The 26250-nt window shown below is 35.3% G+C and carries 7 protein-coding genes; all 7 read right to left on the reverse strand.

Features of this window, described 5'->3' with window-relative positions:
* Window positions 1-38: 38 nt before the first annotated feature.
* The 7 genes from sov to EV143_RS07565 all read right to left on the reverse strand — a co-directional run bounded on the left by sov (window position 39) and on the right by EV143_RS07565 (window position 25596).
* Entirely contained in the window at window positions 39-7307 is a 7269-nt protein-coding gene (gene sov, locus EV143_RS07535) for a T9SS outer membrane translocon Sov/SprA (protein WP_133507355.1), read from the reverse strand.
* Window positions 7308-7330: 23 nt separating this feature from the next.
* A complete protein-coding gene (ruvA, locus tag EV143_RS07540; protein WP_133507356.1) occupies window positions 7331-7912 on the reverse strand; it encodes a Holliday junction branch migration protein RuvA in 582 nt (193 codons plus the stop codon).
* A 77-nt stretch (window positions 7913-7989) separates the two neighbouring features.
* Window positions 7990-10281, reverse strand: coding sequence for an NADP-dependent malic enzyme (locus tag EV143_RS07545; protein WP_133507357.1), 2292 nt, complete (start codon window positions 10279-10281; stop codon window positions 7990-7992).
* Window positions 10282-10438: 157 nt separating this feature from the next.
* Window positions 10439-10864: a CBS domain-containing protein gene (locus EV143_RS07550; RefSeq protein WP_133507358.1), complete on the reverse strand. Its 426-nt coding sequence runs from the start codon at window positions 10862-10864 to the stop codon at window positions 10439-10441.
* Window positions 10865-11124: 260 nt separating this feature from the next.
* Window positions 11125-13128, reverse strand: a complete 2004-nt coding sequence (locus EV143_RS07555) for an OmpA family protein (RefSeq protein WP_133507359.1) — start codon at window positions 13126-13128, stop codon at window positions 11125-11127.
* Between the two features lie 10 nt (window positions 13129-13138).
* On the reverse strand, window positions 13139-14050 hold the full coding sequence (locus tag EV143_RS07560) for a PorP/SprF family type IX secretion system membrane protein (RefSeq protein WP_133507360.1): 912 nt from the start codon (window positions 14048-14050) through the stop codon (window positions 13139-13141).
* A 47-nt stretch (window positions 14051-14097) separates the two neighbouring features.
* Window positions 14098-25596: an HYR domain-containing protein gene (locus EV143_RS07565; RefSeq protein WP_133507361.1), complete on the reverse strand. Its 11499-nt coding sequence runs from the start codon at window positions 25594-25596 to the stop codon at window positions 14098-14100.
* Between the last annotated feature and the right edge of the window lie 654 nt (window positions 25597-26250).

Here is a 26250-nt window from a genome sequence, read left to right on the forward strand (position 1 = left end):
AATAATCTTCTAATGAAATCTAGTTTAGAAATCTAAAATTAATTTCCGAAATTATATCGAAGTGTGAACCCTGATCTAATATTTGTTAACGGAAACGATGTTGAAATTACCGCTTTCGAGAATGAATGATCGTAATAAAATATAGCCGTTAAGTTTTTACTAAACGAATAATCAGCAGTAAGTTTTACAGACCAAATGTTTTGTCCGGCTGCTAACTGATTGTTATCGTAATCTAAATAGCGTACTAATGTTTCGTTATTTCTCATAGAGAAATCAGCTTTTATATTGATATCACTTTTGATAATTCCTGTTGGAGTATCGGCAAGTCTCGACGAGAAAATAACATCTTTAAAACGATATCCTAATCCTACAACGTATTCAATTCCTTTTACTTCTGTCAATAAGTTATTATCAAAACTCATTGATAATGCTCTGTCTTTTTTGATTTCCGTAAGCAATCTCAAAGAGCTCTTTAATTCGAAATCTACTCGAATAAGCGGACTGAACTGCTCTACCAAATTGACATTTGACATAATCGTTTTATTGTAGTAATTATAAGTAATAGGGTCCTGTATTGGATTTGTATCAGGATTGGATATTGCCTTATCATAATCAAAATTAGACCTGAACTGATTAATTGTATAAGATGCTCTATAATTATGCTGCAATGAAAAACGTTTAAATTTATCCTTAAAGAATTTATAACGCATTAAACCATTATACTTTATGCTCCAGTTTGGAATAGGAAAACTTTTGAAAATTCCCGTTGAAGCTCCTGAAGCATCACTTCCTGAATAAGCAGATATAAATGCCGGAAGTAAAACCGCCTGATTGCTTTTTCCGAATCCAATGGGATATCCTGCATTTGATGTGTAAATATCTCTTTTATTTTTCTCAGTATCATTAGTTGGATCTGCCGGAGGTCCAGGAATTGGATTTGCCGCATCTCCATATCTCGGAATTGCATCTTGTGATCCATAATAACTTTCAGCTAAACGATTTGCAATAATCAAACGATTGTTTCTAAAATCATCAAAAGCAGCAGACTGCGTTTCATTACTGGTAGAAAATGCGGTTTTAATTAATACCGTCGAAATCGAAAACATTCCATAAGTGTAAGGTGATTGTGGCGTATATTGACCATCAATAACAGTATATTGTTCTGACGAATTCTCCGAATAAGAACGATCCATTGTTAAATCAATTTTGAAATCCGGGAACAAATCAATATTCGTCGTTACTTTTAAAAGCTTGTTTGTTACTTGCGTAAAGTTTTGATTAAATTCCTGATAATCTGTCAACCATCCATTTTTAGCTGCTTCATAACGCACATCATCCTGACTTCCAAATACAAAACCTAAAGTTGGTTTTGAAGTTCCTAAGAAACCAACGCTTGGCGTATATCCCGGTAAAACAGTTCCGCTATTTTTTGTATAATTTACCTGAATGTTTTTAACGCTTGTCAAGACACTAATCAAACCATCTAAAAATGGACTATTATTAGCAACCGGTTTTACAGCTGTATTTACAATTTTTTCTCCCGGTTTCGGCGGTGCAACGGCTTTAGGTTTTGCCGGTTTTTTTCCACCTGGTGTTAATCCTAAATACTTATACAACATATTCATATTAAAAGTTGTAGTCAGTGTATTCGAATTGGCATTTTGAATTGTATTTCCTAAATCATATGTTACATCATCTTCAACAAATTCAGAAAATGCAGTAGACGAGCGCTGCCAGCTGTAATCTGCCGTATATGAATAACTTGCCTTTACAAAACTAAGTACAGGAATTTTATTAATAGGAATATCATAGTTCAGCACTAATTGTTGTATGTGCTGATTTGGTGTTCCAATATCCAAGTAATCATCCCAAATAGTAAAGTCTTCTTTTGGCGAATTATCATCATTTAAAAAGTTTCTAACGATATTATTTGATGCTGCTGTATAATTTAATTTTAATGATTTTGTTAAATTATATCCAAAACCATATTGATAATTAAAGGCAAAATTTCTTCTGTAAAGCGGATCTAGACCAATTCCTTCAACTTCAACTTCTCTATATTGCTGACGGTTACTTTGTCTTAATATGTTAGTATTAAAAGTAATATTAGAAGGTAAATAATTAAAATTAAAGTCACTTAATAATTTCCAATACTCACTTTTTTTCATGAATTTGGTTTGTTTAAAAGGAACTACTTCTTTTGGCTGAAAAGTATAAGCATAATTTACAGCTGTATTTGATTGTTCATCTTCATAGCTCTCTACTTCGTAATCATGGCGCTCCACCTGGTTGTATGATTGAGAGAATGTTAAGTTCTCAACATCATAAACATGTTGTTTTTGTTCAGGAGCTCTGTCTTTTCTTACCCCAATAAAATTGATGCTTTTTCTTTTCGTATAATCTATCGCTCGTGTTCTAATATTATCTTTTTCTGCCTGATCTGTTGTTTCTCTTAGTAACTGGTCAAGTTTTATATCCTGATTAAAAGGGTCATATTCTGGTGTAATTACCTCTTCTCCGATAGCATAATTAAACGGCAAATTAATTCCCCATTTTTTCGGAAGCAGTTTTCCTAAATTTAAATTCGTAACAATATTATATTGCTGAATATCTTCACGATCTCTTTCATTTGCACCTTGTTCTAATGATCCAAAGCCAATTGTACTTTTTTTACCTGATGCAGAAATAGTAGCGAAATCAGCCATATTGGTATCGATATTTAATATCGCAGCCATACCGCCTTTGTTTTCTAAGTCAGCCATACGAAGTTCATTAAACCAAACTTCCCCTTTAATATCTTTGTGATCTGCTCTACTTTTTACACCAACCATTAAATTTCGTACCAAACCAAAATTTGGGTTTCCTTTAATACCTAATTTTAATCTGGTGTTACCATCTCTTGATGAAGGATCTCCTTCTACATCTACATCATCATCCGGATAATACACTCCGTTAATATCTCTTTTGGTAGAATTAATATCGAGAGGCATAGCCTTAATTTTCATTCTGGTCAATAAATCAAGTGCTAAATCAATATCATTATCTTCTATCCAAACCACACTAGGATCCGGATTAACCAAACAACCTCCCGTTTTAGTAACTTTTAAAGGAATTTCAACTTGATAGTAGTTTTGTGTAAAGTCATTTCCAAAACGAATAAAACCAACCATTTCATCATCTTCTAATGCGACTTCACTTGGCAATGATTCCGCATGCAAAAACATTTTCAGTTTTTTGTACTGACGCATATCAACACTTACGTTTTTAAATACTGCTCTAGAATCCTGGTATTGTAAACCGGTTCCGCCAATTCGTAAGGCCAAAGATTGCTCATTTTGATTGATAACGGTATTATTATTATACAATTGTTCTCTTTGCACTCCTGGAGGAATCACATAATTTACAGGACATTTTGTTCCGTTCTCCTGAATATTAACTGCCGCGACATCAAATTCAGTACCGTCATCATCCGCGTTTGTATCGTTTGCATCAAGTGTTCCTGTGTATCTTCTCCACTCTCCTCTTACCAAATCTAAAGCTCCAAAACGAACGGTCATCTGATCATTAAATCCAGTCATAAACATACGCATGAATCGAATAGATCTAAAATCGGTTATGTTTCCAATTGTATTTTGAGGTTGAGATACAGGAATTTTAAACTGAATCCATCTGGCAGTTGTTGTCATTCCGTTTGGCAACTCAACATTTGGTACGTCGCGAATATCTGTAATATAATTTTGACCAATTGCCATTCCGGGTTTAAGATCAATACTATATTCATAATAGGCATTAATCGTATTCATTGTATTATCGCGATTGATATCCTCGACATCCGGTAATGTTGTAGATCCGCGGTTCGGGTCATCAATACTAACTGCCGAGTTTCCTTCTACTCCGTTATATTTTTTATAACGTTCCAGAACTCCTCCTTCAGTATTTAAATAATAGGTATAATCGTCTGCAGCAGGATCCGCTTCTCCAGCGTAACTATTATAAATAGATCCCTCTCTTGAGTTTGGTAAACCATCTAAACCAACGTCTTGATTTCTTCGATTATCTGCATTCGTATCAAATGCATAAATTAAAGATTGCGATGCCGGAACGTCTCCCCAAAGTGGCTGCGGATTTACCATAACCTGATCCGGGCCTAATCCGTTTTCATATTGTTTTCTTCCATCTTTCAGAACATCTTCAGAAACTTCACCTAAATTGAAATATATTTTACCGGTATTATTAGGTTGCGCTTCTCCATTTCCTACATAGGGATCAAGTACCCAAAACTGTATATATTCGACATTTCCCTGCTCAAAATTGGTGGAATTTAAAGAACGCATTATTCCTCCAAAATTTGAAGTTACAGGATCTGTATTAAAACTCGGGTTATTGTTATACGGACCTCTTTCAGAAGGATAATAACTTAAATCAAGCGTATTAATTACCTGTATTTGTCCTTGTGCAATATCTGTATTTGGATATAACTCTTTGCTATAAACTCTTCTGGTTGTGTTTAACGATAAATCATCGTTTGAAATACCTGATGGTTTTGAAGAATAAAAAACCGGGTCAATAGTGTACCACGATAATTTTGATCTTTTGTAACCATATCTTAAATCATCAAAATTTGCATTAAAAGTAGGATCACCTGCTGCATTTATAAACGGTGTAGATGCTAAACTCCACGCATATGCAGAACGCATATCGATAGTAGATTGCGATCCTTCAAAATCATCAATATAAATTGTTGGCTCTCCTTCAAAATCACTTGCTTTTGGAGCATCCGGTTTTAAGAAAGCAATTTCTCCACGAATAGAAAGATTAGAAGGAACATCTGTATCTATATTTGGTAATTTATTTACTAATCTCGTAAGGAAAGGAACTTCTGTTGAGTAATTTCCATTAAAACCAAAAATTGTATTATTTACAGATTCCTGACCGTAACTTGATTTTTGAGTAAATGGCCTTTCTGTCATTTTTAAATAAGTTCCGCCAACCACAAAATTATCCGAAATTTTATGTTCAATGTTGAAACCCATGAATCTTCTGGTTTGTTGTCCGAAGATTGAATTATTCTCCAGCGAAACCTCGATTGGCGTATTTGACGCCTGAAGCGAAGGATCAAGAATCTGAACTCTTCCTAATTGATAATCGACACTATAATCGATACCTTCAATTAATCTTCTTCCGGCTGCTGTTACTACAACTGAACCTTGCGGCACATTAAATGCCCCAATTGGAATACCATTACTTCCTGATGATTTATATTTTCCGCGTAATAAAAATTTATTTTTATCACTGTCCTGCAATGCTCCTGATTGTGTGGTTCTATACATGTTTCTAAACACGTATTTTTGTTGGTTGGCATTATAAGTATTAGGGTCGCTATAATTTTCTGCCGAACCTGTATTTTGTAATTTTTTAAATAAAAGTTCTCCAAAAGGTTCTTTAGTTGTAAAAATAATTCGTCCGTTTTGAACGTCTACTGTTACTCCCGGAATATAATCGAAAAAACCATCGCCACCACCCTGCGGATCATTATTATAATTTAATCGATCTAAGTTAAATACATTTAGTAATGGTGTCTGCTCTACTCTATTATCTGCAGTTGGGTTAGACGGAAAACTAGTTCCTGTAACCGGGCTGATATAATTTATAGGCGAAGGATCTGTATAAAGTATGTTTAATCTAAAATCGTCTTGTTTTATTTGATATGCTTGTGGAATTTGATACACGTTTTTCATCATCAAGTTCCAAACAGGAGTATTAACGTTTGTTAAACTGCTTTTTAACATTTTCAATATCAAACTTTGTGTAATAATTGCCTGATTAGAAGGATTATTACCAGTTACAATTGTACCATCAACTCCATCACTACCAAATTCTCCAACTCGATATACATCGTTTCCAACGGTATATTCGTAAGCAACTGCCAAAATTTCATCATTTGCCAAACGTTGCTGCAAAGAGATATATCCTAATTGTGAGTTATAAGTATATTCGTTTGAAGTTAATTTTCGGGCATTTTCAAGTACAGAGTAATCCGTTCCTTCGCTTACTGTTGTGCTGTTAAAACCAGATTTTGCCGTTACAATTTCTCTAATATTTTGGTTTAAAAATGATCCTGCCTGTCCAATAGCTTTAGGGTCATAATTATTATTTGTATTATCTGATGGCGAATCAATTAGCTTAGTCGTATTAAAAAATCCTGTGGTAGGGTTTACCACTACAAGCTCATTTTCAGGAACTCTTGTTAGTCGGCCTTCACCTAAATCCTGAAGCGCGATAACATTTCGTAAGTTATTGTTTGTTGTATTTACTCTGTTTTGTTTATTGGTTACCCAAACTTCTATTCTTGTTATTTGAACCCGGCTTCTGATTAATGGATAACCTACTAACGACTCATCATATTTGTCTCTAAAATATTGAGACAGGAAGAAGTGCCTGTCATTATCGTAGTCTAAAGCGTATAAATCAAAATTCTGAACTGTTCCGCCACCTTCTGCAACTATACTCTTTGTTTGAGATTTCTGTTCTGAGAAAACACCAGTAATAGTTGTTTTTCCAAATTGCAATTGTGTTTTTACACCAAATAAGCTCTGAGCTCCACGAATTAGGGAACTATTTAATGGCATACTAACATTCCCTACTTCTACTTTTTGAATAATATCATCCTCAGAAGGCGTGTACGCTAGTTTAAACAGGTTTTGAAATGCAAATGTAGATTGTGTGTCGTAATTAGCGTTTACCTCTAATCTGGTACCTACTTTCCCCATTAAACTCATGCTTATACGCTGATCAAAATCAAAAGTAAGACTTGATCTGTTTCTTGGCGAAAAGGAAGGATTATCTTGTTTGGTATATCGAATACCTAAATCCATTTCTACTGATCCTGTAGGTTTTACATCAATTGTATTGCTACCAAAAACACTTTCAAAAAGACTTGAATTTATATAATATCTTGGTAACAAATCTTTTTTAGCAGCCTCACTGCCAGACTTTTTACCATCGATTGCATCCGATTTTTTTCTGAAATAATCTCTTCGGGATTCTTTCAAAACTAAATCTTCGTATTCTCTTGGTGTTAAAACAATTGGATAGTCGATGGAGAAACCGTCAACTGAATTTGTATAAATGTATCGATCTGTTACCGGATCATATTTATAGGCCGAAAGTACACTAGGTGGATTATCTAACTCAACTTTACCTACAGAAAACTGAGTTTTCGTTGTATCTTGAACTGCTGGATTTACTTGCGCCCGCAAAACATTACCGCAAAATAAAACCAGTAAAAAAATACAAATTTTACGCATACAATTCGTTTATGTTAATTGAGTTATAAACTTTTTAAAGCTTTTTTGATGATTGTTTCAACAGTTGCTTCAGGATCTTCTTTGACAATCTTTTCGACCACTTTTTCTGAAGTTTTTCGAATGAATCCTAAAACTTCCAAAGCAGATAACGCTTCATCTCGATTTGTATTGTTTTGAACTACCGAAACTTCATCCAAATCGTACAACTTTAACACTTTTTCTTTTAAATCAAGAATAACTCTCTGTGCTGTTTTGTTTCCAATTCCTTTGATGGATTGAATAACACCAACATCTCCAGAGGCAATGGCGTTTATAATTTGTCTTGGTTCTATTGAAGATAACATTGTTCTCGCAATATTGGCTCCAATGCCAGAGACAGATAACAACATTCTGAATATTTCTCTTTCTGATTTTTCTGCAAAACCAAATAATGTATGCGCATCTTCCTTGATTAGAAGATGCGTATACAATTTTATAAAATCAGCATTTGGAAGAAGAGAAAAGGTATGTAAAGATATATTAACCTGGTAACCAACTCCGTTGCAATCAATTACAACTTCTGTAGGGTTTTTCTCAACTAATTTTCCTTGCAAATGTGCTATCATATTTATATTTTATAGCCACAAATATAATAAAAATGCAATAAAAATAAGACAATTTTATTTGATCCTTATAAGAAATTCTATTTCGTTAATTTATTCTTCTTATTTTCTTTTTCCTGAGCGTCAATAACAGCAATTGCTGCCATATTTACCATTTCTTCAACACTTGCTCCTAATTGGAAAATGTGTACCGGTTTACCCATACCCATCATAATTGGACCTATTGAATTTACTTTATACAATTCTTTTAATAATTTATAAGTAATATTCGCTGATTCCAGATTAGGGAAAATTAAGGTGTTTACTTTTTTACCTGCTAGTTTAGAGAATGGGAATTTCTCTGCAAGCATCTCCTGGTTTAATGCAAAATCTGCCTGGATTTCTCCGTCAACAATCATTTCAGGATGGTTTTTGTGCAAATAAGCAACTGCATCCCTTACTTTTGATGCATTTTGATGCGTTGAAGATCCAAAGTTAGAATAAGAAACCATTGCAATAACTGGCTCTATACCAAACATTTTGGCAGTTTTTGCAGTCATGATTGCAATGTTTACTAAATCTTCAGAAGTTGGGTTAATATTTATTGCCGTGTCTGACAAGAACATTGGCCCGCGAGCAGTAAGCATCATATTTGCAGTTGCAACAAGTGAAGCTCCATGCGCTTTTTCGATTAATTGCAACATTGGTTTTACAACACTAGGGTAACTTCTTGAATATCCTGTTACTACAGCATCTGCTTCTCCTTCATTTACCATCATTGCGGCAAAATAGTTTCTTTCGCGCATAAACTTCTGAGCATCAAGCAACGAAACACCTCTACGTTCTCTAGTTTCCCAGTATGAATTTGCAAATCTATTTCGTCTTGCTTCTTCTTCGTTTGTTTTAGGATCAATTATTTCAAGTTCTGCATCAAAACCTAATTCTGCTTTTAGCTCTAAAATAACTTCTTTATTTCCTAATAATACAGGAAAACCAATTCCGTCTTCATGAACAATCTGTGCTGCTTTTAAAACGTTTAATTGGTCTGCCTCAGCAAAAACAATTCGTTTAGGATCTAATTTAGCACGGTTTGTAATTAAACGAACCATTTTATTATCGTTCCCCATACGCTCACGAAGCACATCTTCATAAGCTGCCCAGTCTGTAATAGGATTTTTTGCTACTCCGGATTCCATTGCTGCTCTTGCAACAGCAGGCGCTACAATAGTAATCAATCTAGGATCAAATGGTTTAGGAATAATATATTCTTGTCCAAAACCTAATTTTGTTGCACCGTAAGCTACGTTAACTTGCTCTGGAACTGGCTCTTTCGCCAAAATAGCTAACGCTTTTACAGCTGCCATTTTCATCGCTTCGTTAATTTTTGTAGCTCTTACGTCTAACGCTCCTCTAAAAATATAAGGAAAACCCAATACGTTATTTACCTGATTAGGAAAATCTGAACGTCCCGTAGCCATAATAACATCTTTACGGGTTTCGACAGCTAAATTATAATCGATTTCCGGATTTGGATTTGCCATTGCAAAAACAATCGGATTCTTAGACATTGTTAGTAACATTTCTGGCGACAAAATATCTCCAGAAGATAATCCTATAAAAACATCAGCACCATTTACTGCTTCTGCTAAATCAATTTTAGGTCCATCAATTGCATATTTTAATTGCAATTCTGAAAGTGAAGGATTATCTTTTGTTAAAAGTCCTTTACTATTAAACATTAAAATATTCTCGACTTTTACACCTAACAAAACATATAAATCAGTACAAGCAATCGCAGCCGAACCTGCTCCTGAAACTACTAATTTTACATCTTCTGCTTTTTTTCCTGCTAATTCTAAAGCATTAATTAATGCTGCAGAAGAGATAATTGCTGTACCATGCTGATCATCATGCATTACCGGAATATCTAATTCTGCAACCAGTCTTCTTTCGATTTCAAAAGATTCCGGCGCTTTTATATCTTCCAGATTTATTCCTCCAAAAGTTGGAGCAATATTTTTTACGGTCTGAATAAATTCTTCAATATCTTTAGTTCCGATTTCAATATCAAAAACATCAATATCTGAGAATATTTTAAACAATAAACCTTTTCCTTCCATTACTGGTTTAGATGCTTCCGGACCAATATCTCCTAGCCCTAAAACAGCTGTACCGTTTGAAATAACGGCAACTAAATTTCCTTTTGCTGTATATTTATAAACATCATCGATGTTTGCTGCAATTTCTAAACACGGTTCTGCAACACCCGGCGAATAGGCCAAAGATAAATCTCTTTGGGTTGCGTATTTTTTTGTTGGAACTACCTGAATTTTTCCTGGAGTTGGCTCTGAATGATACAGTAACGCCTCTTTTCTTTTACTCTCTTTGTTCATTGTTTTTAGCTTTTATTCTAGCTTACAAAGATATAAGTCTTCATTTAAAATGGCATCTTTTTATAGCTTTCTTTTGTTAAAAAGAAAATTCACGCAGGCCAAAAAAAAAGTCCAACATAATGTGGACTCTTTTTTTTAAAGTATTTTTTTGATTTGTTTATTGCGAAATATAAGAATTTAAGTGGTTAATAGTATCTTTTTGAATTTCTATAATTGCCTTAACCACATCGCTAATAGAAATAATTCCTACCACAATTTCATTATCTAAAACGGGTAAATGCCTAATGCGTTTTGTGCTCATAAGCTCCATGCAATCCTCAATATTGTTGGATAAATTTACTGAGAAAATAGTGCTTTCCATAATCTCATGAACGTATGTTTCTTTAGATGATTTATCTTTCAAAACAATTTTTCGGGCATAATCTCTTTCAGATAATATTCCTTTTAAACTGGTTCCGTCAATAACCAGAATTGCGCCAATGTTTTTTTCTCCCATCACTTTCAGGGCTTCATAAACAGTTGTTGTTGAACGTACCGAAAAAACATCCCTCCCTTTTGTCTTTAGTATTTGATCTACAGTCATATCTGAAATTTTTTAATAACTATAAAGTTAAAAAAAAATGCACATAAATAATAAATATCAAACTTTTTTAGAAGCTAATTCATTCATTTTAAACATAATATATAATATTTTAAGTTTTAGAATTTATCTTGTAACAAAACGTATGATTTTTCAGTCTTTTTTACGAAAACGATATCGTTTTCACTTTTATACATTTTCTATAAAATAAAAAAAGCTCTTTTCTTATTACGGAAAAGAGCTTCTTGCATTAAAAAAAATATTTATAAGTAGGTAATTATAAATTCACTTCGTCTGTTTTTCATATGTTCCTGCTCACTGCATTTTACTCCATCAGCACATTTGTTTACCAGTTGTGTTTCGCCATATCCTTTTGCCGTTAATCGACTTTTATCAACTCCTTTTTGTACGAGCCAGTTTTTTGTTGATTCTGCTCTTTTATCAGATAATATCATATTTTTTGAAGCAGTATCACGAGAATCTGTATGCGAACGAATATCTAATTTTATTGTTGGATATTGTTTTAACATTGCAACCAGTTTTAATAATTGCGGTTCTGAGCTTTTTTTAATCGTTGCTTTACCTAAATCAAAAAAGTTCATTGGTAAATTAAGCAATTTGGCCAAATCTGTTCCTACTGCCAATGGCTGAAGTTTTACAGATTTTAATGTTGCTACTTTTACCATTATAGTTTTTGCTACTATTGGTTTGGCTTTCTTTTCTATAGAGATGAGTAATGTTGTTTTTCCTGATAATTTTTTAATAGCTAGCGGAATTTCTTTTATATCATAATCTGTTTTTGATGTTTTTATGAAATATTTTTTACCACATTTTACATTTGGAAAAACATAATTTCCATTTTGATCTGAAAACACTTCTGTAGCGCTTAAACGACTTTCATCAAACAAAATTAAACTTACGTTTGGCAGCACTTCATTTGTTTCTGCATCTGTTATTGTTCCTGATAATTCCTGCTCGCAGATTAATTTACGGAATTCTGTAAATCGATAAACATCATCAAGTCCGTGGCCGTTATCTCTGTTAGAAGAGAAAAATCCGTTTCGGTTTTTACTATTGATAATAAAAGCAAAATCGTCTTGTTTACTATTTATTGGCTCACCAAGATTTTGAACTTCCTCAAAAGAACCATCTTTATTTATTTTTGAAACATAAACATCGAGTCCGCCTAAACCCGGGCGGCCGTCGCTTGCGTAATAAAGCTCGTTATCATCTGATACATATGGAAAAGTTTCCCTGCCTTCGGTATTAATTTCGGGACCTAAATTTTCAGGTTTGCCAAAAGTTCCGTTTCCATTTACAGCTACTTTAAATAAATCTGACATATCCAAAGTTCCGGGCATATCTGACGCAAAGTATAATGTTTTTTCGTCATTACTTAACGAAGGATGTGCAACACTGTATTCGTCACTGTTGAATGGAAGTTCCTCAACTTTATTCCATTTACCATCAATTAAAATTGCTCTGTATAGTTTTAAAAGTGTAATTCTATTTTCATTATGTCTCTTTTTACCATTTATAGAATTGTTTCTGGTAAAATACATTGTTTTCCCGTCTTTTGTAAAAACCGGTGTTGATTCATTAAAATTGATGATTAACTCGTTTCTATGAAAAAGAGCTGGATTTCCGATGCTTCCATCGGGCATTAACTCAACTGAATATAACGCCGAAATGGACTTATTGGTCCATTTAAAATTCTTCTTAATGATGCTGCCCGTATCTCTGGCCGATGTAAAAACTAATTTATTGTCGAGAATAGTGCTTCCGTAATCAGAATCTTTAGAATTGATTCCGGCATCGGCAATTTCAAATCGACCTGAATTTGATTTAATATCTTCTAAATAGTTTCGGTATTTTTTGAATAAAATTGCTCTTTTATCTGAAGGTGATTTTTGACTGAATTTTTCTAAAACTTCATCTGATTTGTTATAATCTCCTGCTGATTTTAAACATTGGGAATATCTGAAAAAATACTCTGCCTGCTGATTTTCATTAAATAAAAACAAATCCTTGTAACATCTTAATGCTTCTGTAAATTCTCCGCTAAAATAATACGAGTTACCAAGTCTTTGCAAAACATGTTCGTCTTTGTAACCTTTGTTTATTACATTTTCGTATAATTTTATAGCATCTGCGTAAGCATAATCATCGTACTTTTTATCAGCACGTTTTATGTTTACGGTTTGCGCATTTGCATTTAGAAAAAAGCATATTAACAAAAAAGAATAGGCTAAATTTTTAATTTTCATATGTACTCTATTAAAAGAATCTTGGAGATGTCATTTTATTATAATTATTGAAAAAATCGAAACGCAGGAAAATTTCATGAGATCCTGAATTGTATCTTCTTAAATTAGTGGTTTCATGGTCGTAACCATACCCTATATATAATCCGTCAGTAACCTGAAATCCTGCCATTGCACTTACTGATGCGCTCCAACGATACGCAAGACCAACAACAAATTTGTCGTTGAACATAAAATTACCCGAAAGATCAACTTGTAGCGGTGCACCTTCGACCACTTTTGTTAATAATGCCGGTTTGAATTTTATATATTCTAAACGATCTAAATTAAATACATAACCTGCCATAAAATAATAGTTGATTTTGTCTTTAAAGATCGCAATATCATCATCGTTGTATCGGTTCGTTTCAATAAAATTAGGAACTGATAAGCCTACATAAGCTTTATCAGAATGCCAGTAAATACCTGCTCCAACATTTGGCGTAATTCTATTTGCTAAATTTTGAAATTGTGGATCATCCTGATCTTCAGGATTTAATTTATTTACATCCAGATTAAAAAGATTTGCTGTTCCTTTTATACCGAAGGAAAGTTTAGATGCCTCAGAAACTGGAATGCTGTATGATAAATCCGCAGAAAGTGTGTTTTCGTTTGTTGGCCCAATTTTATCGTTTACCAAAGAAACTCCTAATCCTAATTTGCTATTATTGAAAGGTGTATTTACTGAAAAAGTACTCGTTTCCGGCGCTCCGTCAAGTCCAACCCATTGTGTACGATATAATCCAAAAACACTTAATACGCCACGCGAACCTGCATAAGCCGGATTAATTTCGATTGTATTATACATGTATTGTGTAAATTGCGCGTCTTGCTGCGCAGAACACACAATGGAAAAAAAGATAAAAACTAAAAGTAACTTTTTCATAATAAGTTTTAAAATGGCTTAGTAAAAACTAAGCCGTTTATTTTTTTTTATTTATTGATATATAAATAGCCAGATTTTTCATGTTGGTTTGATTCGCTATCTCTGTATTTTAAAATATAGAAATAAGTTCCAACCGGCAGACCTTCTGATTTTTTCATTGTTGTACGTCCTGCAGAAAAACCTGTAAAAGCTCTTTCATCATTATTGTAATGATCAACATCAAAAACTAAAACTCCCCAACGATTGTATATTTCAACTGTATTATCTGGATAACATTCTAATCCCTGAATATAGAATCTTTCGTTTTTACCATCTCCGTTTGGAGAAATTGCGTTTTGAACAATAATCTGACAACCGTTTAGAGGTAAAACTGTAGGTTTGTCTTCTAAGTTATTGCCGTCATCTGATTTATCTTCTACCAGAATTCCTCTTTCACTACGTCCTTTTACAGTCGCCTGATTGCTTACACTTCCAAAATTAATATCACTTTGTTTTATAGTATATTTTGCTGTAAAAGTGTTTTCATCAGATTCGTTTACCTCTAAAGTAATTGCTTGTCCTGAAACTGCAACTCCTGGTAAAAGATCTATAATCGTAATTCCTTTTAATGGAACGTTTCCTGTATTGGTTATCTTAAACTTATAGGTAATTGTTTCTCCTGCATTGGCAAATCCGCTCGCATTTTCATCATTGAAAGTGGCCGTTTTGATAACCGCAATCGCCGGAACTTCAACAAAAACATTTAAAGTTGCACTACTACAATTTGATGAATTTGCTTTCGAACAAATTTGATAATTTAATGTATACTGTCCGCCCGGTGTATTTGGTTTCACATTAACTGTTCCGTCTGAATTAAATTCAAAATAAGGACTAGTTGGTGCATTTGTAAGTACAACATCTGATGCATTAACTGGTAATCCGTTTAATGTATCGTTATCCAGTACATTGATAAATTCTAATGCGCCATTGATTCCGTCAACCGCTATTTCGCCATCATTATTCGCTACAATAGGTATCATTGGATCTACTGGAATAACTGAATTCAATACTTTTACATTTACAACAGCCTGACTGCAATTAGATAAATGCAACGCATCGCAGATTTGGTAAGTAAGTTGATAATCTCCTGATACTGTTCCAGGTTTTACATCAACAGATCCATCTGCATTTAAAATTAAATTAGCATTTGGAATGACTGTGCTTAAAACTACATCAGCAGGATTAATTGGCAAGCCGTTTAATTTATCATTATCAAATACATTTATCGATGTACTTGTTCCTTTAGTTGCATCTATTGGTCCTGCTGCATCATCATTTGCTTTAATTGCAAAAGTTGGTCTTGCATTACATTGCGGAGTTGCTGCCGGATAATTTACCGGAATACTAACTGATGTGTTTAATGAAAATTCCATTGTAACTTCTGGTTTTGTATTTTCAAATCCGTCTGCACCCTCTGTCCATTGTCCGTTTGCTAATACCCAACCTGGCCAATCTACACCATTTCCGTCATTATCAATAATTGCACCTGGCCATAAAATATTTCCGCTTAATGGTAAACCTGTTTCAGTTGCTACTACATTATTGTTACTGTCAATCCATTTAATTGTTAATAAAGTAGTTGGAGTAAAATTATCTGGCACAACATTATAAGTTACGTAAGGAACATTATTAGAACAAAAACTACTTGCTGTTACCGTCATCGTTGCTTCATCTACTGTTACTTCGATAGTTGCTGTACTGCAATTTGTTGGGTTCAGTTTCTCACATATTTGATAAACTAATTCATAAGTTCCTCTTGGTGCGTTTGCTCCTACTGTTACGGTTCCGTCAGGGTTTAATGTTAAAACTTCTTTTGGATCTGCCGTTACTATTGAAAGGTTCAAATCTGTTGCTACAACTGGCAACCCGTTATTTGTGTCGTTATCAAACACATTTACAACTGTTTGAGGTTGGTTTATTCCAACAACCGAAGGAACCGTATCTGGATTCGCTTGTAAAACTCCTGCCGTTACCGTTACTTTTATAGTAGCCGAACTACAATTCGTTGGATTTAATTTTTCACAAATTTGGTATGTCAGTTCGTATGTTCCAGCAGGTGCGTTTGCTCCAACTGTTACGGTTCCGTCAGGATTTAATGTTAAAACTCCTTTTGGATCTGCCGTTACTATTGAAAGATTTAAATCTGTTGATACAACTGGTAAACTATTGTTTGTGTCGTTATCAAATACATTTACAACTGTTTGAGGTTGGTTTGTTGCCACAACTGAAGGAACTGTATCAGGATTCGCTTGTAAATTTCCTCCTGAAACAACAATTGTACTTTTCGCCGAATCACAATTTGTTGGATTTGTAATTTCGCAGATGCTGTATTCTACTTCGTAATTTCCTGACGGAGTATTTGGTGCAACTGTTACTGTTCCGTCTGCATTTAAAGTTAATCCTGTTGGAACTGTGATTGGAGTTAATTGAACTTGTCCAGCACTTGTTCCGATCACAACTGGATTTCCGTTTAATGTATCATTAGCAACTAATGTTGCTGTTGTTCCTCCAACATTTCCGTTGATAAGAGTCGTTGTAATTTCTGTTACAGCATCGATTCCCGGAGCAGTTACCGTTATTTTTATAGTAGCCGAACTACAATTCGTTGGATTTAATTTTTCACAAATTTGATATGTCAGTTCGTATGTTCCAGCAGGTGCGTTTGCTCCTACTGTTACGGTTCCGTCAGGGTTTAATGTTAAAACTCCTTTTGGATCTGCCGTTACTATTGAAAGATTTAAATCTGTTGATACAACTGGTAGCCCGTTGTTTGTGTCGTTATCAAAAACATTTACAACCGTTTGTGGCTGGTTTGTTGCTACAACTGAAGGAATTACATCTGCATTTGCCTGTAAATTTCCTCCTGAAACAACAATTGTACTTTTCGCTGAATCACAATTTGTTGGATTTGTAATTTCGCAGATGCTGTATTCTACTTCGTAATTTCCTGACGGAGTATTTGGTGCAACTGTTACTGTTCCGTCTGCATTTAAAGTTAATCCTGTTGGAACCGTGATTGGAGTTAATTTAACCTGACCGTTTTGAGTTCCGATTACAACTGGGTTTCCGTTTAAGGTATCATTAGCAACTAATGTTGCTGTTGTTCCTCCAACATTTCCGTTGATAAGAGTCGTTGTAGTTTCTGCTACAGCATCGATTCCCGGAGCGGTTACCGTTATTTTTATAGTAGCCGAACTGCAATTCGTTGGATTTAATTTTTCGTAAATTTGGTATGTCAGTTCGTATGTTCCAGCTGGCGCGTTTGCTCCTATTGTTACGGTTCCGTCAGGGCTTAATGTTAAAACTCCTTTTGGATCTGCTGTTACTATTGAAAGGTTCAAATCTGTTGCTACAACTGGTAAACTATTGTTTGTGTCGTTATTAAGAACGTTGATAACCGTTTGAGGCTGGTTTGTTACCACAACTGAAGGAATTACATCGGCATTTGCCTGTAAATTTCCTGCTGAAACTACAATCGTACTTTTCGCCGAATCACAATTCGTTGGATTTGTAATTTCACAAATGCTGTATTCTACTTCGTAATTTCCTGCCGGTGTATTTGGCGCAACTGTTACTGTTCCGTCTGCGTTTAAAGTTAATCCTGTTGGAACTGCGATTGGAGTCAATTTAACTTGTCCTGCACTTGTTCCTATTACAACCGGATTTCCGTTTAAAGTATCATTGGCAACTAATGTTGCTGTTGTTCCTCCAACATTTCCGTTGATAAGAGTCGTTGTAGTTTCTGCTACAGCATCGATTCCCGGAGCGGTTACCGTTATTTTTATAGTAGCCGAACTGCAATTCGTTGGATTTAATTTTTCGCAAATTTGGTATGTCAGTTCGTATGTTCCAGCTGGCGCGTTTGCTCCTATTGTTACGGTTCCGTCAGGATTTAATGTTAAAACTCCTTTTGGATCTGCCGTTACTATTGAAAGATTCAAATCTGTTGCTACAACTGGCAAACTATTGTTTGTATCGTTATCAAATACATTTACCACCGTTTGTGGCTGGTTTGTTGCCACAACTGAAGGAATTACATCAGCATTTGCCTGTAAATTTCCTGCTGAAACAACAATCGTACTTTTCGCTGAATCGCAGTTTGTTGGATTTGTAATTTCACAAATGCTGTATTCTACTTCGTAATTTCCTGCTGCTGTGTTTGGTGCAACTGTTACTGTTCCGTCTGCATTTAATGTTAATCCTGTTGGAACTGTGATTGGAGTCAATTTAACTTGTCCAGCACTTGTTCCAATGACAACCGGGTTTCCATTCAAAGTATCATTGGCAACTAATGTTGCTGTTGTGTCTCCTGTGTTTCCGTTGATTGAAGTTGTTGTTTCTGAAACTGCATCGATTCCCGGAGTAATTACCGTTATTTTTATGGTAGCCGAACTACAATTTGTTGGATTTAATTTTTCGCAAATTTGGTATGTCAGTTCGTATGCTCCAGCAGGTGCGTTTGCTACAACTGTTACAGTTCCGTCAGGGTTTAATGTTAAAACTCCTTTTGGATCTGCCGTTACTATTGAAAGATTTAAATCTGTTGCTACAACTGGCAAACTATTGTTTGTATCGTTATCAAATACATTTACAACCGTTTGTGGCTGGTTTGTTGCCACAACTGAAGGAATTACATCCGCATTTGCCTGTAAATTTCCTGCTGAAACAACAATCGTACTTTTCGCTGAATCACAATTCGTTGGATTTGTAATTTCGCAGATGCTGTATTCTACTTCGTAATTTCCTTTTGGTGTGTTCGGTGCAACTGTTACTGTTCCGTCTGCATTTAATATTAATCCTGTTGGAACCGTGATTGGAGTCAATTTAATTTGTCCAGCACTTGTTCCGATGACAACCGGGCTTCCGTTTAAAGTATCATTGGCAACTAATGTTGCTGTTGTTCCGCCTGTATTTCCGTTAATTGAAGTTGTTGTTTCTGTAACCGCATCGATTACGGCCTGTCCAACAACTATTGTGCTTTTAACAGCGTCACAGTTTGTTGGATTTGTAATTTCACAAATGCTGTATTCAACTTCATAATTTCCTGCCGGTGTGTTCGAAGCAATTGTTACTGTTCCGTCTGCGTTTAATGTTAATCCTGTTGGAACTGTGATTGGAGTCAATTTAACCTGACCGTTTTGAGTTCCGATTACAACCGGCTTTCCGTTTAAAGTATCGTTAGCAACTAATGTTGCAGTTGTTCCGCCTGTAGTTCCGTTGATTGAAGTTGTCGTTTCTGTAACCGCATCGATTACGGCTTGTCCAACAACTATTGTGCTTTTTGTTGTATCACAATTCGTTGGGTTTGTAATTTCGCAGATGCTGTATTCTACTTCGTAATTTCCTGCCGGTGTGTTCGGTGCAACTGTTACTGTTCCGTCTGCGTTTAATGTTAATCCTGTTGGAACCGTGATTGGAGTCAATTTAATTTGTCCAGCACTTGTTCCGATGACAACCGGGCTTCCGTTTAAAGTATCATTGGCAACTAATGTTGCTGTTGTTCCGCCTGTATTTCCGTTAATTGAAGTTGTTGTTTCTGTAACCGCATCGATTACGGCCTGTCCAACAACTATTGTGCTTTTAACAGCGTCACAGTTTGTTGGATTTGTAATTTCACAAATGCTATATTCAACTTCGTAATTTCCTGCCGGAGTATTTGGTGCAATTGTTACTGTCCCGTCTGCATTTAAAGTTAATCCCGTTGGAACTGTGATTGCAGTCAATTTAACTTGTCCTGCACTTATTCCGATTACAACTGGGTTTCCATTTAAAGTATCATTAGCAACTACTGTTGCTGTTGTTCCGCCTGTAGTTCCGTTGATTGAAGTTGTAGTTTCTGTTACAGCATCGATTACCGCTTGTCCAACGACAATGATACTTTTTGTTGTATCACAATTCGTTGGATTTGTAATTTCGCAGATGCTGTATTCAACTTCGTAATTTCCTGCAGGTGTATTTGGCGCAATTGTTACTGTTCCGTCTGCATTTAAAGTTAATCCTGTTGGAACCTTGATTGGAGTCAATTTAACTTGTCCATTTTGAGTTCCAATTACAACCGGATTTCCATTCAAAGTATCGTTAGCAACTAATGTTACTGTTATTCCACCTGTATTTCCGTTGATTGAAGTTATCGTTTCTGTAACCGCATCGATTACCGCTTGTCCAACAACTATTGTGCTTTTTGTTGTATCACAATTCGTTGGGTTTGTAATTTCGCAGATGCTGTATTCTACCTCGTAATTTCCTTTTGGTGTATTTGGTGCAACCGTTATGGTTCCGTCTGCATTTAATGTTAATCCTGTTGGAACTATGATTGCAGTCAATTTAACTTGACCTGCACTTGTTCCAATTACAACCGGATTTCCGTTTAATGTATCATTGGCAACTACTGTTGCAGTTGTTCCGCCTGTAGTTCCGTTAATTGAAGTTGTCGTTTCAGTAACCGCATCGATTACCGCTTGTCCAACAACTATTGTGCTTTTTGTTGTATCACAATTCGTTGGGTTTGTAATTTCGCAAATGCTGTATTCAACTTCGTAATTTCCTGCCGGTGTATTTGGCGCAACTGTTACTGATCCGTCTGCGTTTAAAGTTAATCCTGTTGGAACCGTGATTGGAGTCAATTTAACCTGACCGTTTTGAGTTCCAATGACAACCGGGTTTCCATTCAAAGTATCATTGGCAACTACTGTTGCTGTTGTTCCGCCTGTATTTCCGTTGATTGAAGTTGTTGTTTCTGTAACCGCATCAATTACCGCTTGTCCAACAACAATAATACTTTTTGTTGTATCACAATTCGTTGGGTTTGTAATTTCGCAGATACTGTATTCTACTTCGTAATTTCCTGCTGCTGTGTTTGGTGCAACTGTTACCGTTCCGTCTGCATTTAAAGTTAATCCCGTTGGAACTGTGATTGCAGTCAATTTAACCTGACCGTTTTGAGTTCCAATGACAACTGGATTTCCGTTTAAAGTATCATTAACAACTACTGTTGCTGTTGTTCCGCCTGTAGTTCCGTTGATTGAAGTTGTTGATTCTGAAACTGCATCGATTATCGCTTGTCCAACAACAACGATACTTTTTGTTGTATCACAATTCGTTGGGTTTGTAATTTCACAAATGCTGTATTCAACTTCGTAATTTCCTTTTGGTGTGTTCGGTGCAACTGTTATTGTTCCGTCTGCATTTAAAGTTAATCCTGCTGGAACTGCGATTGGAGTCAATTTAACTTGTCCATTTTGAGTTCCGATTACAACCGGGTTTCCGTTTAAAGTATCATTAGCAACTACTGTTGCTGTTGTTCCGCCTGTAGTTCCGTTGATTGAAGTTGTCGTTTCAGTAATTGCATCAATTATTGGTGCAACTACAGTTATTTTTACAGAAGCTGTACTACAATTTGTTGGATTTAATTTTTCACAGATTGTATAATCAAAAGTATAATTTCCTGCTGAAGTTAATGGATTAACAGTAACTGTTCCTGTAGTTGTGTTAAAATTTAAAGCAGAAGGTAAAGCAGTTGCTAAAGTAATAGTAATATCATTTCCAATTACATTAGTACAATTCAAAAGATCATTATCTAACACATTTGAAACTGCAGTTCCGCCTGAGTATCCATTAAAGTTAGTGACAATGTCATCATTTGCTTTTATTGGGCCAACTACTTTTACCGCTTGCGTACAAGTTTGTGTATTTCCTGAATTATCGGTTACCGTCCAGATTACTGTGGTTGTTCCGATAGGGAAAGTTGTTGGTGCATTATTAGTTACCGAAGCAACTCCACAATTATCTGCCGTAGTTGGAGTTCCCAAAACAACGCCTGAAGCTGTACATGAATTTGCATCAACTACTTGTGTTACATTCGAAGGGCAAGTAATTGTTGGTTTTTGAGTATCTGTAATGGTTACCGTTTGCGTACAAGTTTGTGTATTTCCTGAGTTATCAGTTACTGTCCAGGTTACTGTTGTTATTCCGATAGGGAAAGTTGTAGGTGCATTATTAGTTACCGAAGCAACTCCACAATTATCTGCCGTTGTCGGAGTTCCCAAAACAACGCCTGAAGCTGTACATGAATTTGCATCGGCTGCTTGTGTTATATTCGAAGGGCAAGTGATTGTTGGTTTTTGAGTATCTGTAACGGTTACCGTTTGCGTACAAGTTTGTGTATTTCCTGAATTATCAGTTACCGTCCAAGTTACTATGGTTGTCCCAATAGGAAAAGTTGATGGTGCATTATTAGTTACCGAAGCAACTCCGCAATTGTCTGCCGTTGTTGGAGTTCCCAAAACAACCCCAGAAGCTGTACATGAATTTGCATCGGCTGCTTTTGTTACATTAGAAGGACAAGTGATGGTTGGTTTTTGAGTATCTGTGATTGTTACCGCTTGCGTACAAGTTTGTGTATTTCCTGAATTATCGGTAACTGTCCACGTTACTGTGGTTGTTCCTATAGGGAAAGTTGTTGGCGCATTATTAGTCACCGAAGCAACTCCACAATTATCTGCCGTTGTCGGAGTTCCCAAAACAACGCCTGAAGCTGTACATGAATTTGCATCGGCTGCTTTTGTTACATTCGAAGGACAAGTAATTGTTGGTTTTTGAGTATCTGTAACGGTTACTGTTTGCGTACAAGTTTGTGTATTTCCTGAGTTATCAGTCACTGTCCAAGTTACTGTTGTTGTTCCGATAGGGAAAGTTGTCGGTGCATTATTAGTTACCGAAGCAACTCCACAATTGTCTGCCGTAGTTGAAGTTCCCAAAACAACCCCAGAAGCTGTACATGAATTTGCATCGGCTGCTTTTGAAACATTTGCAGGACAAGTAATAGTTGGTTTTTGAGTGTCACTAACTTTAACAGTTGAAGCTGCCGAAGTATTTTCACAAGTGGTCGCTGTGTTTGTAACTTTAACTTTATAATCTCCATCTGTCGTTACAACTAATGTAGATCCTGTTTGTCCGTTAATTACAATATTATTTTTATACCAAACATAAGCTGGTGAAGCTGCATTCGTAACAGCAGTTAAAGTAGTTGTCAAACATGCATTCAAAGCTCCCGTTATTGAAGCTGTTGGAGTTGGATTAACTGTTACCGTTCGTGTTGAAGTTGCATCCGCACAACCTCCGGTTCCTGTAACTTTATAAGTAATTGTAGCTGTTCCGGCAATAACTCCCGTAATTACTCCACTTGAATTTACTGTTGCAACCGCTGTATCACTACTTGACCACGTTCCGCCTGAATTTCCATTTGATGTAAAAGTTGTTGTACCTGAAATACAAATATTTTGTGTTCCTGATAATGTTCCTGCAGTTGGTGGAGTTGCTATTGTTACAACAACGGCTTTTATATCTGAACATCCTGCAGCAGTTGTTCCTTTTATGTAGTATGTTCCTGCAGCAGCAACAGTTGGCGTGCTGTAAGCAATTGTAGCCGCAGCGTTAGTCCAATATGAAAACGTTAAACCTGTTGTACTACCCGCTGTAATTGCCGGAGCAGTAATATCAACTTTTGATGGAGAACAAACTGATGCCGGGTTATTGATAACAACCGTTGGCAAAGGATTTGGAGTAGTTGCAACACTAGCCTCATTATTTGCCGAATTAGTATCAGGCACAGAACTTGATATTGTTGCTGTGTTTGTGTAAACTCCACTTGCATTTACTTTAGCTACAATTTTTAACGTTGCTGAAATTCCACTGTCTACATTTCCAATACTCCATACTCCGGTTGTCGAATTATAAGCTCCAACTGATGGTGTTGAACTAACAAATGTATAACCAGTAGGAAGTAAATCGTTTACCGAAACTCCAGAAGCATTATTAGCGCCAAGATTATTTAATTTTACTGTAAATTCTACATTAGATCCTACACATGGTGTCGCATTATCAACTGTTTTTGTAATTCCCAAATCAGTACATAAAGTAACTGATACAGGTTTTGATTGTGTCTGAGCTCCACACGTTAAAGTTGAAGCTACAGAATATGCACCTGTTTTAGTGGCTGTATATGTATTTGAATTTGCTCCTGAAATTGCAGTTCCATTCAAATACCATTGATATGGAGAAAATCCTGCCGGACTAGTTAAAGTAGCGGTACTGTTTGTACAACCCCCACCAGAAATATAAGTAAATGTTGGATCTTCCGGCTGAACAGCAAAATTAGAGAAAAAACCTGCCATCGAAAAACCTCCGCCTTGTTGTACAATCGAAACCGTTAACTTGGCATCACTTGATATAGAAAGAATATTTGGACTTCCGATATTAGTATCTTCAAAATTTATCAAATACCATCCCGTTGTTCCTAATTGATGACGGACTGTCACTCCTGATTTTGTTTCAATATCAACTCCATTTACATATACTATCGACGTTGCATCTTTTAAAAGAATATATCCGAAGTAAGGTAATGAACCAGTATCATAATTTCTAAATTTTGCTGTTTCGATAAATTTAGATCCTCCACATTCAGAAACCGGAGCAATTGTTGAAATATCAACCTCACAAGATTGTGCTGTTCCCGAGTAAACGGCAACATTTTTATCTGCAGAAACTCTTGAAGCGGAGAAACTAGTGTTAGATACACCGTTTTTAAATGTAAAGAAACTCCCAGCAGTAGCTAAAACAGTAGTGGTCGTTGCTGTTAATGCACCTGTTACAGAAAAAGTATTTACTGTAACCGTTGTATTATCCTTGGTTGCAACAACAGTAGTTTGCTCTGCAGTATCATTTCCTTTTCCTCTTTCAATAAAATATTCTGAGCCTAAAACTGCTTCTGGAGGCACTTGATTATATGCACTATCGCCACAACCACCAGGGGTATCGATCGCCGCTGATGTATTCATCACCGTTGGATTCGAAGATTGTACCAAAGTTCCTATCGCAGCTTTAAATAAATAACTTTGCCCTGCATTTAATGTAGCTTTAACGACTCCACCAACTGTAACAGTCGTACCATTCGTAATAGCCATAATGCTATAAATTGGGCGTTGATCACCATAGCTATTAAAATTCCCTAATGATCCATCTCTATAATATCCTACTCTAAATCTAACCCCAATTCCTGCATCTCCAAAACTCGTCAATGCAGCATTTCCTTTTATTTCCTTATCTATATTATTACCACCTAAAGCATCCGAAGCCACGTTTCGTAAATTGATAGATATTGGACCTGTACCTGTAACTATCAATCCTGCTCCACTTATAACCGTATCAAATGCATATGCAGGAGTTGTTGTACTAGGCAAACCATCAAATCTATATACTGCCGGCGTTCCTTTCACAGCCGACAAAGTTGTTATTGCAGTACCATCACTTTTTGTTATAGTAATACTTACAGCAGTTATCGAATTAGTTGCAATAACAATTTCATTTGCTTTATTAAAATACTGCCAAGGAGCAGGAGCAATGTAATGCTTGTCATAAAATTGAGCTGAAGCATTAATGTTAAATAATGAAAATAAAATAAAAGAGATTAGTTTAAATGAATTAAACTTTATAAAAGTAGAGTTAAGCATACACAAGCGTAATTTGAAAAATAGAAATAGTATTCGCCAAAGAACCGATCGTGGTTTTTAGCTTATAGGACACATACGAAATAATGAAGAGAATGGATTTTGAAAATTCAATAAAAGTCTCAAAAAGATCTTTAAAAAAATAGCACAGCTTGCAGACCATATATGTAAATAGTTCAGACTAAATAAATAGCCATTAGATTAAATTAGTAGTTTTTGGCGGTGCGAAAGTATGCAAACACCTGAATATTAACCACTTTCGTCGACCAACTACCCAAAAAAACGTTGAATTACACTATTTATCGATAAAAATTAACCTGAAGACACAGAAAACTTAACTATTTGATAATAAAATTGCAGAAAATTCTTAATTTATTGCTGAATTGTAGGTGATTTGCGAATATAACAACAAATCCGCAAAACAATCTTACAATATACAGATTCAAAATAAATCACAACTATCTTAAAATCAAAATTTTACATTTTTAGAGAGTAAAATAATATCTTACGAAATTTAATTTGTTTCAAATCAAAATTTTCATTAGAAACAAATTAAGAGCGAATAAGTAGTTTAATAAAAAATTTGTACTAAAAAAATTACCTAAAAAGTAAGAATTGATACAATAAAAGATAAGTTGAACTTACAAAAAAGTGGGT

Origin of the sequence: Flavobacterium chryseum, assembly GCF_004362015.1 — a bacterium.
In the GTDB taxonomy this organism is placed as follows: Bacteria; Bacteroidota; Bacteroidia; order Flavobacteriales; family Flavobacteriaceae; genus Flavobacterium.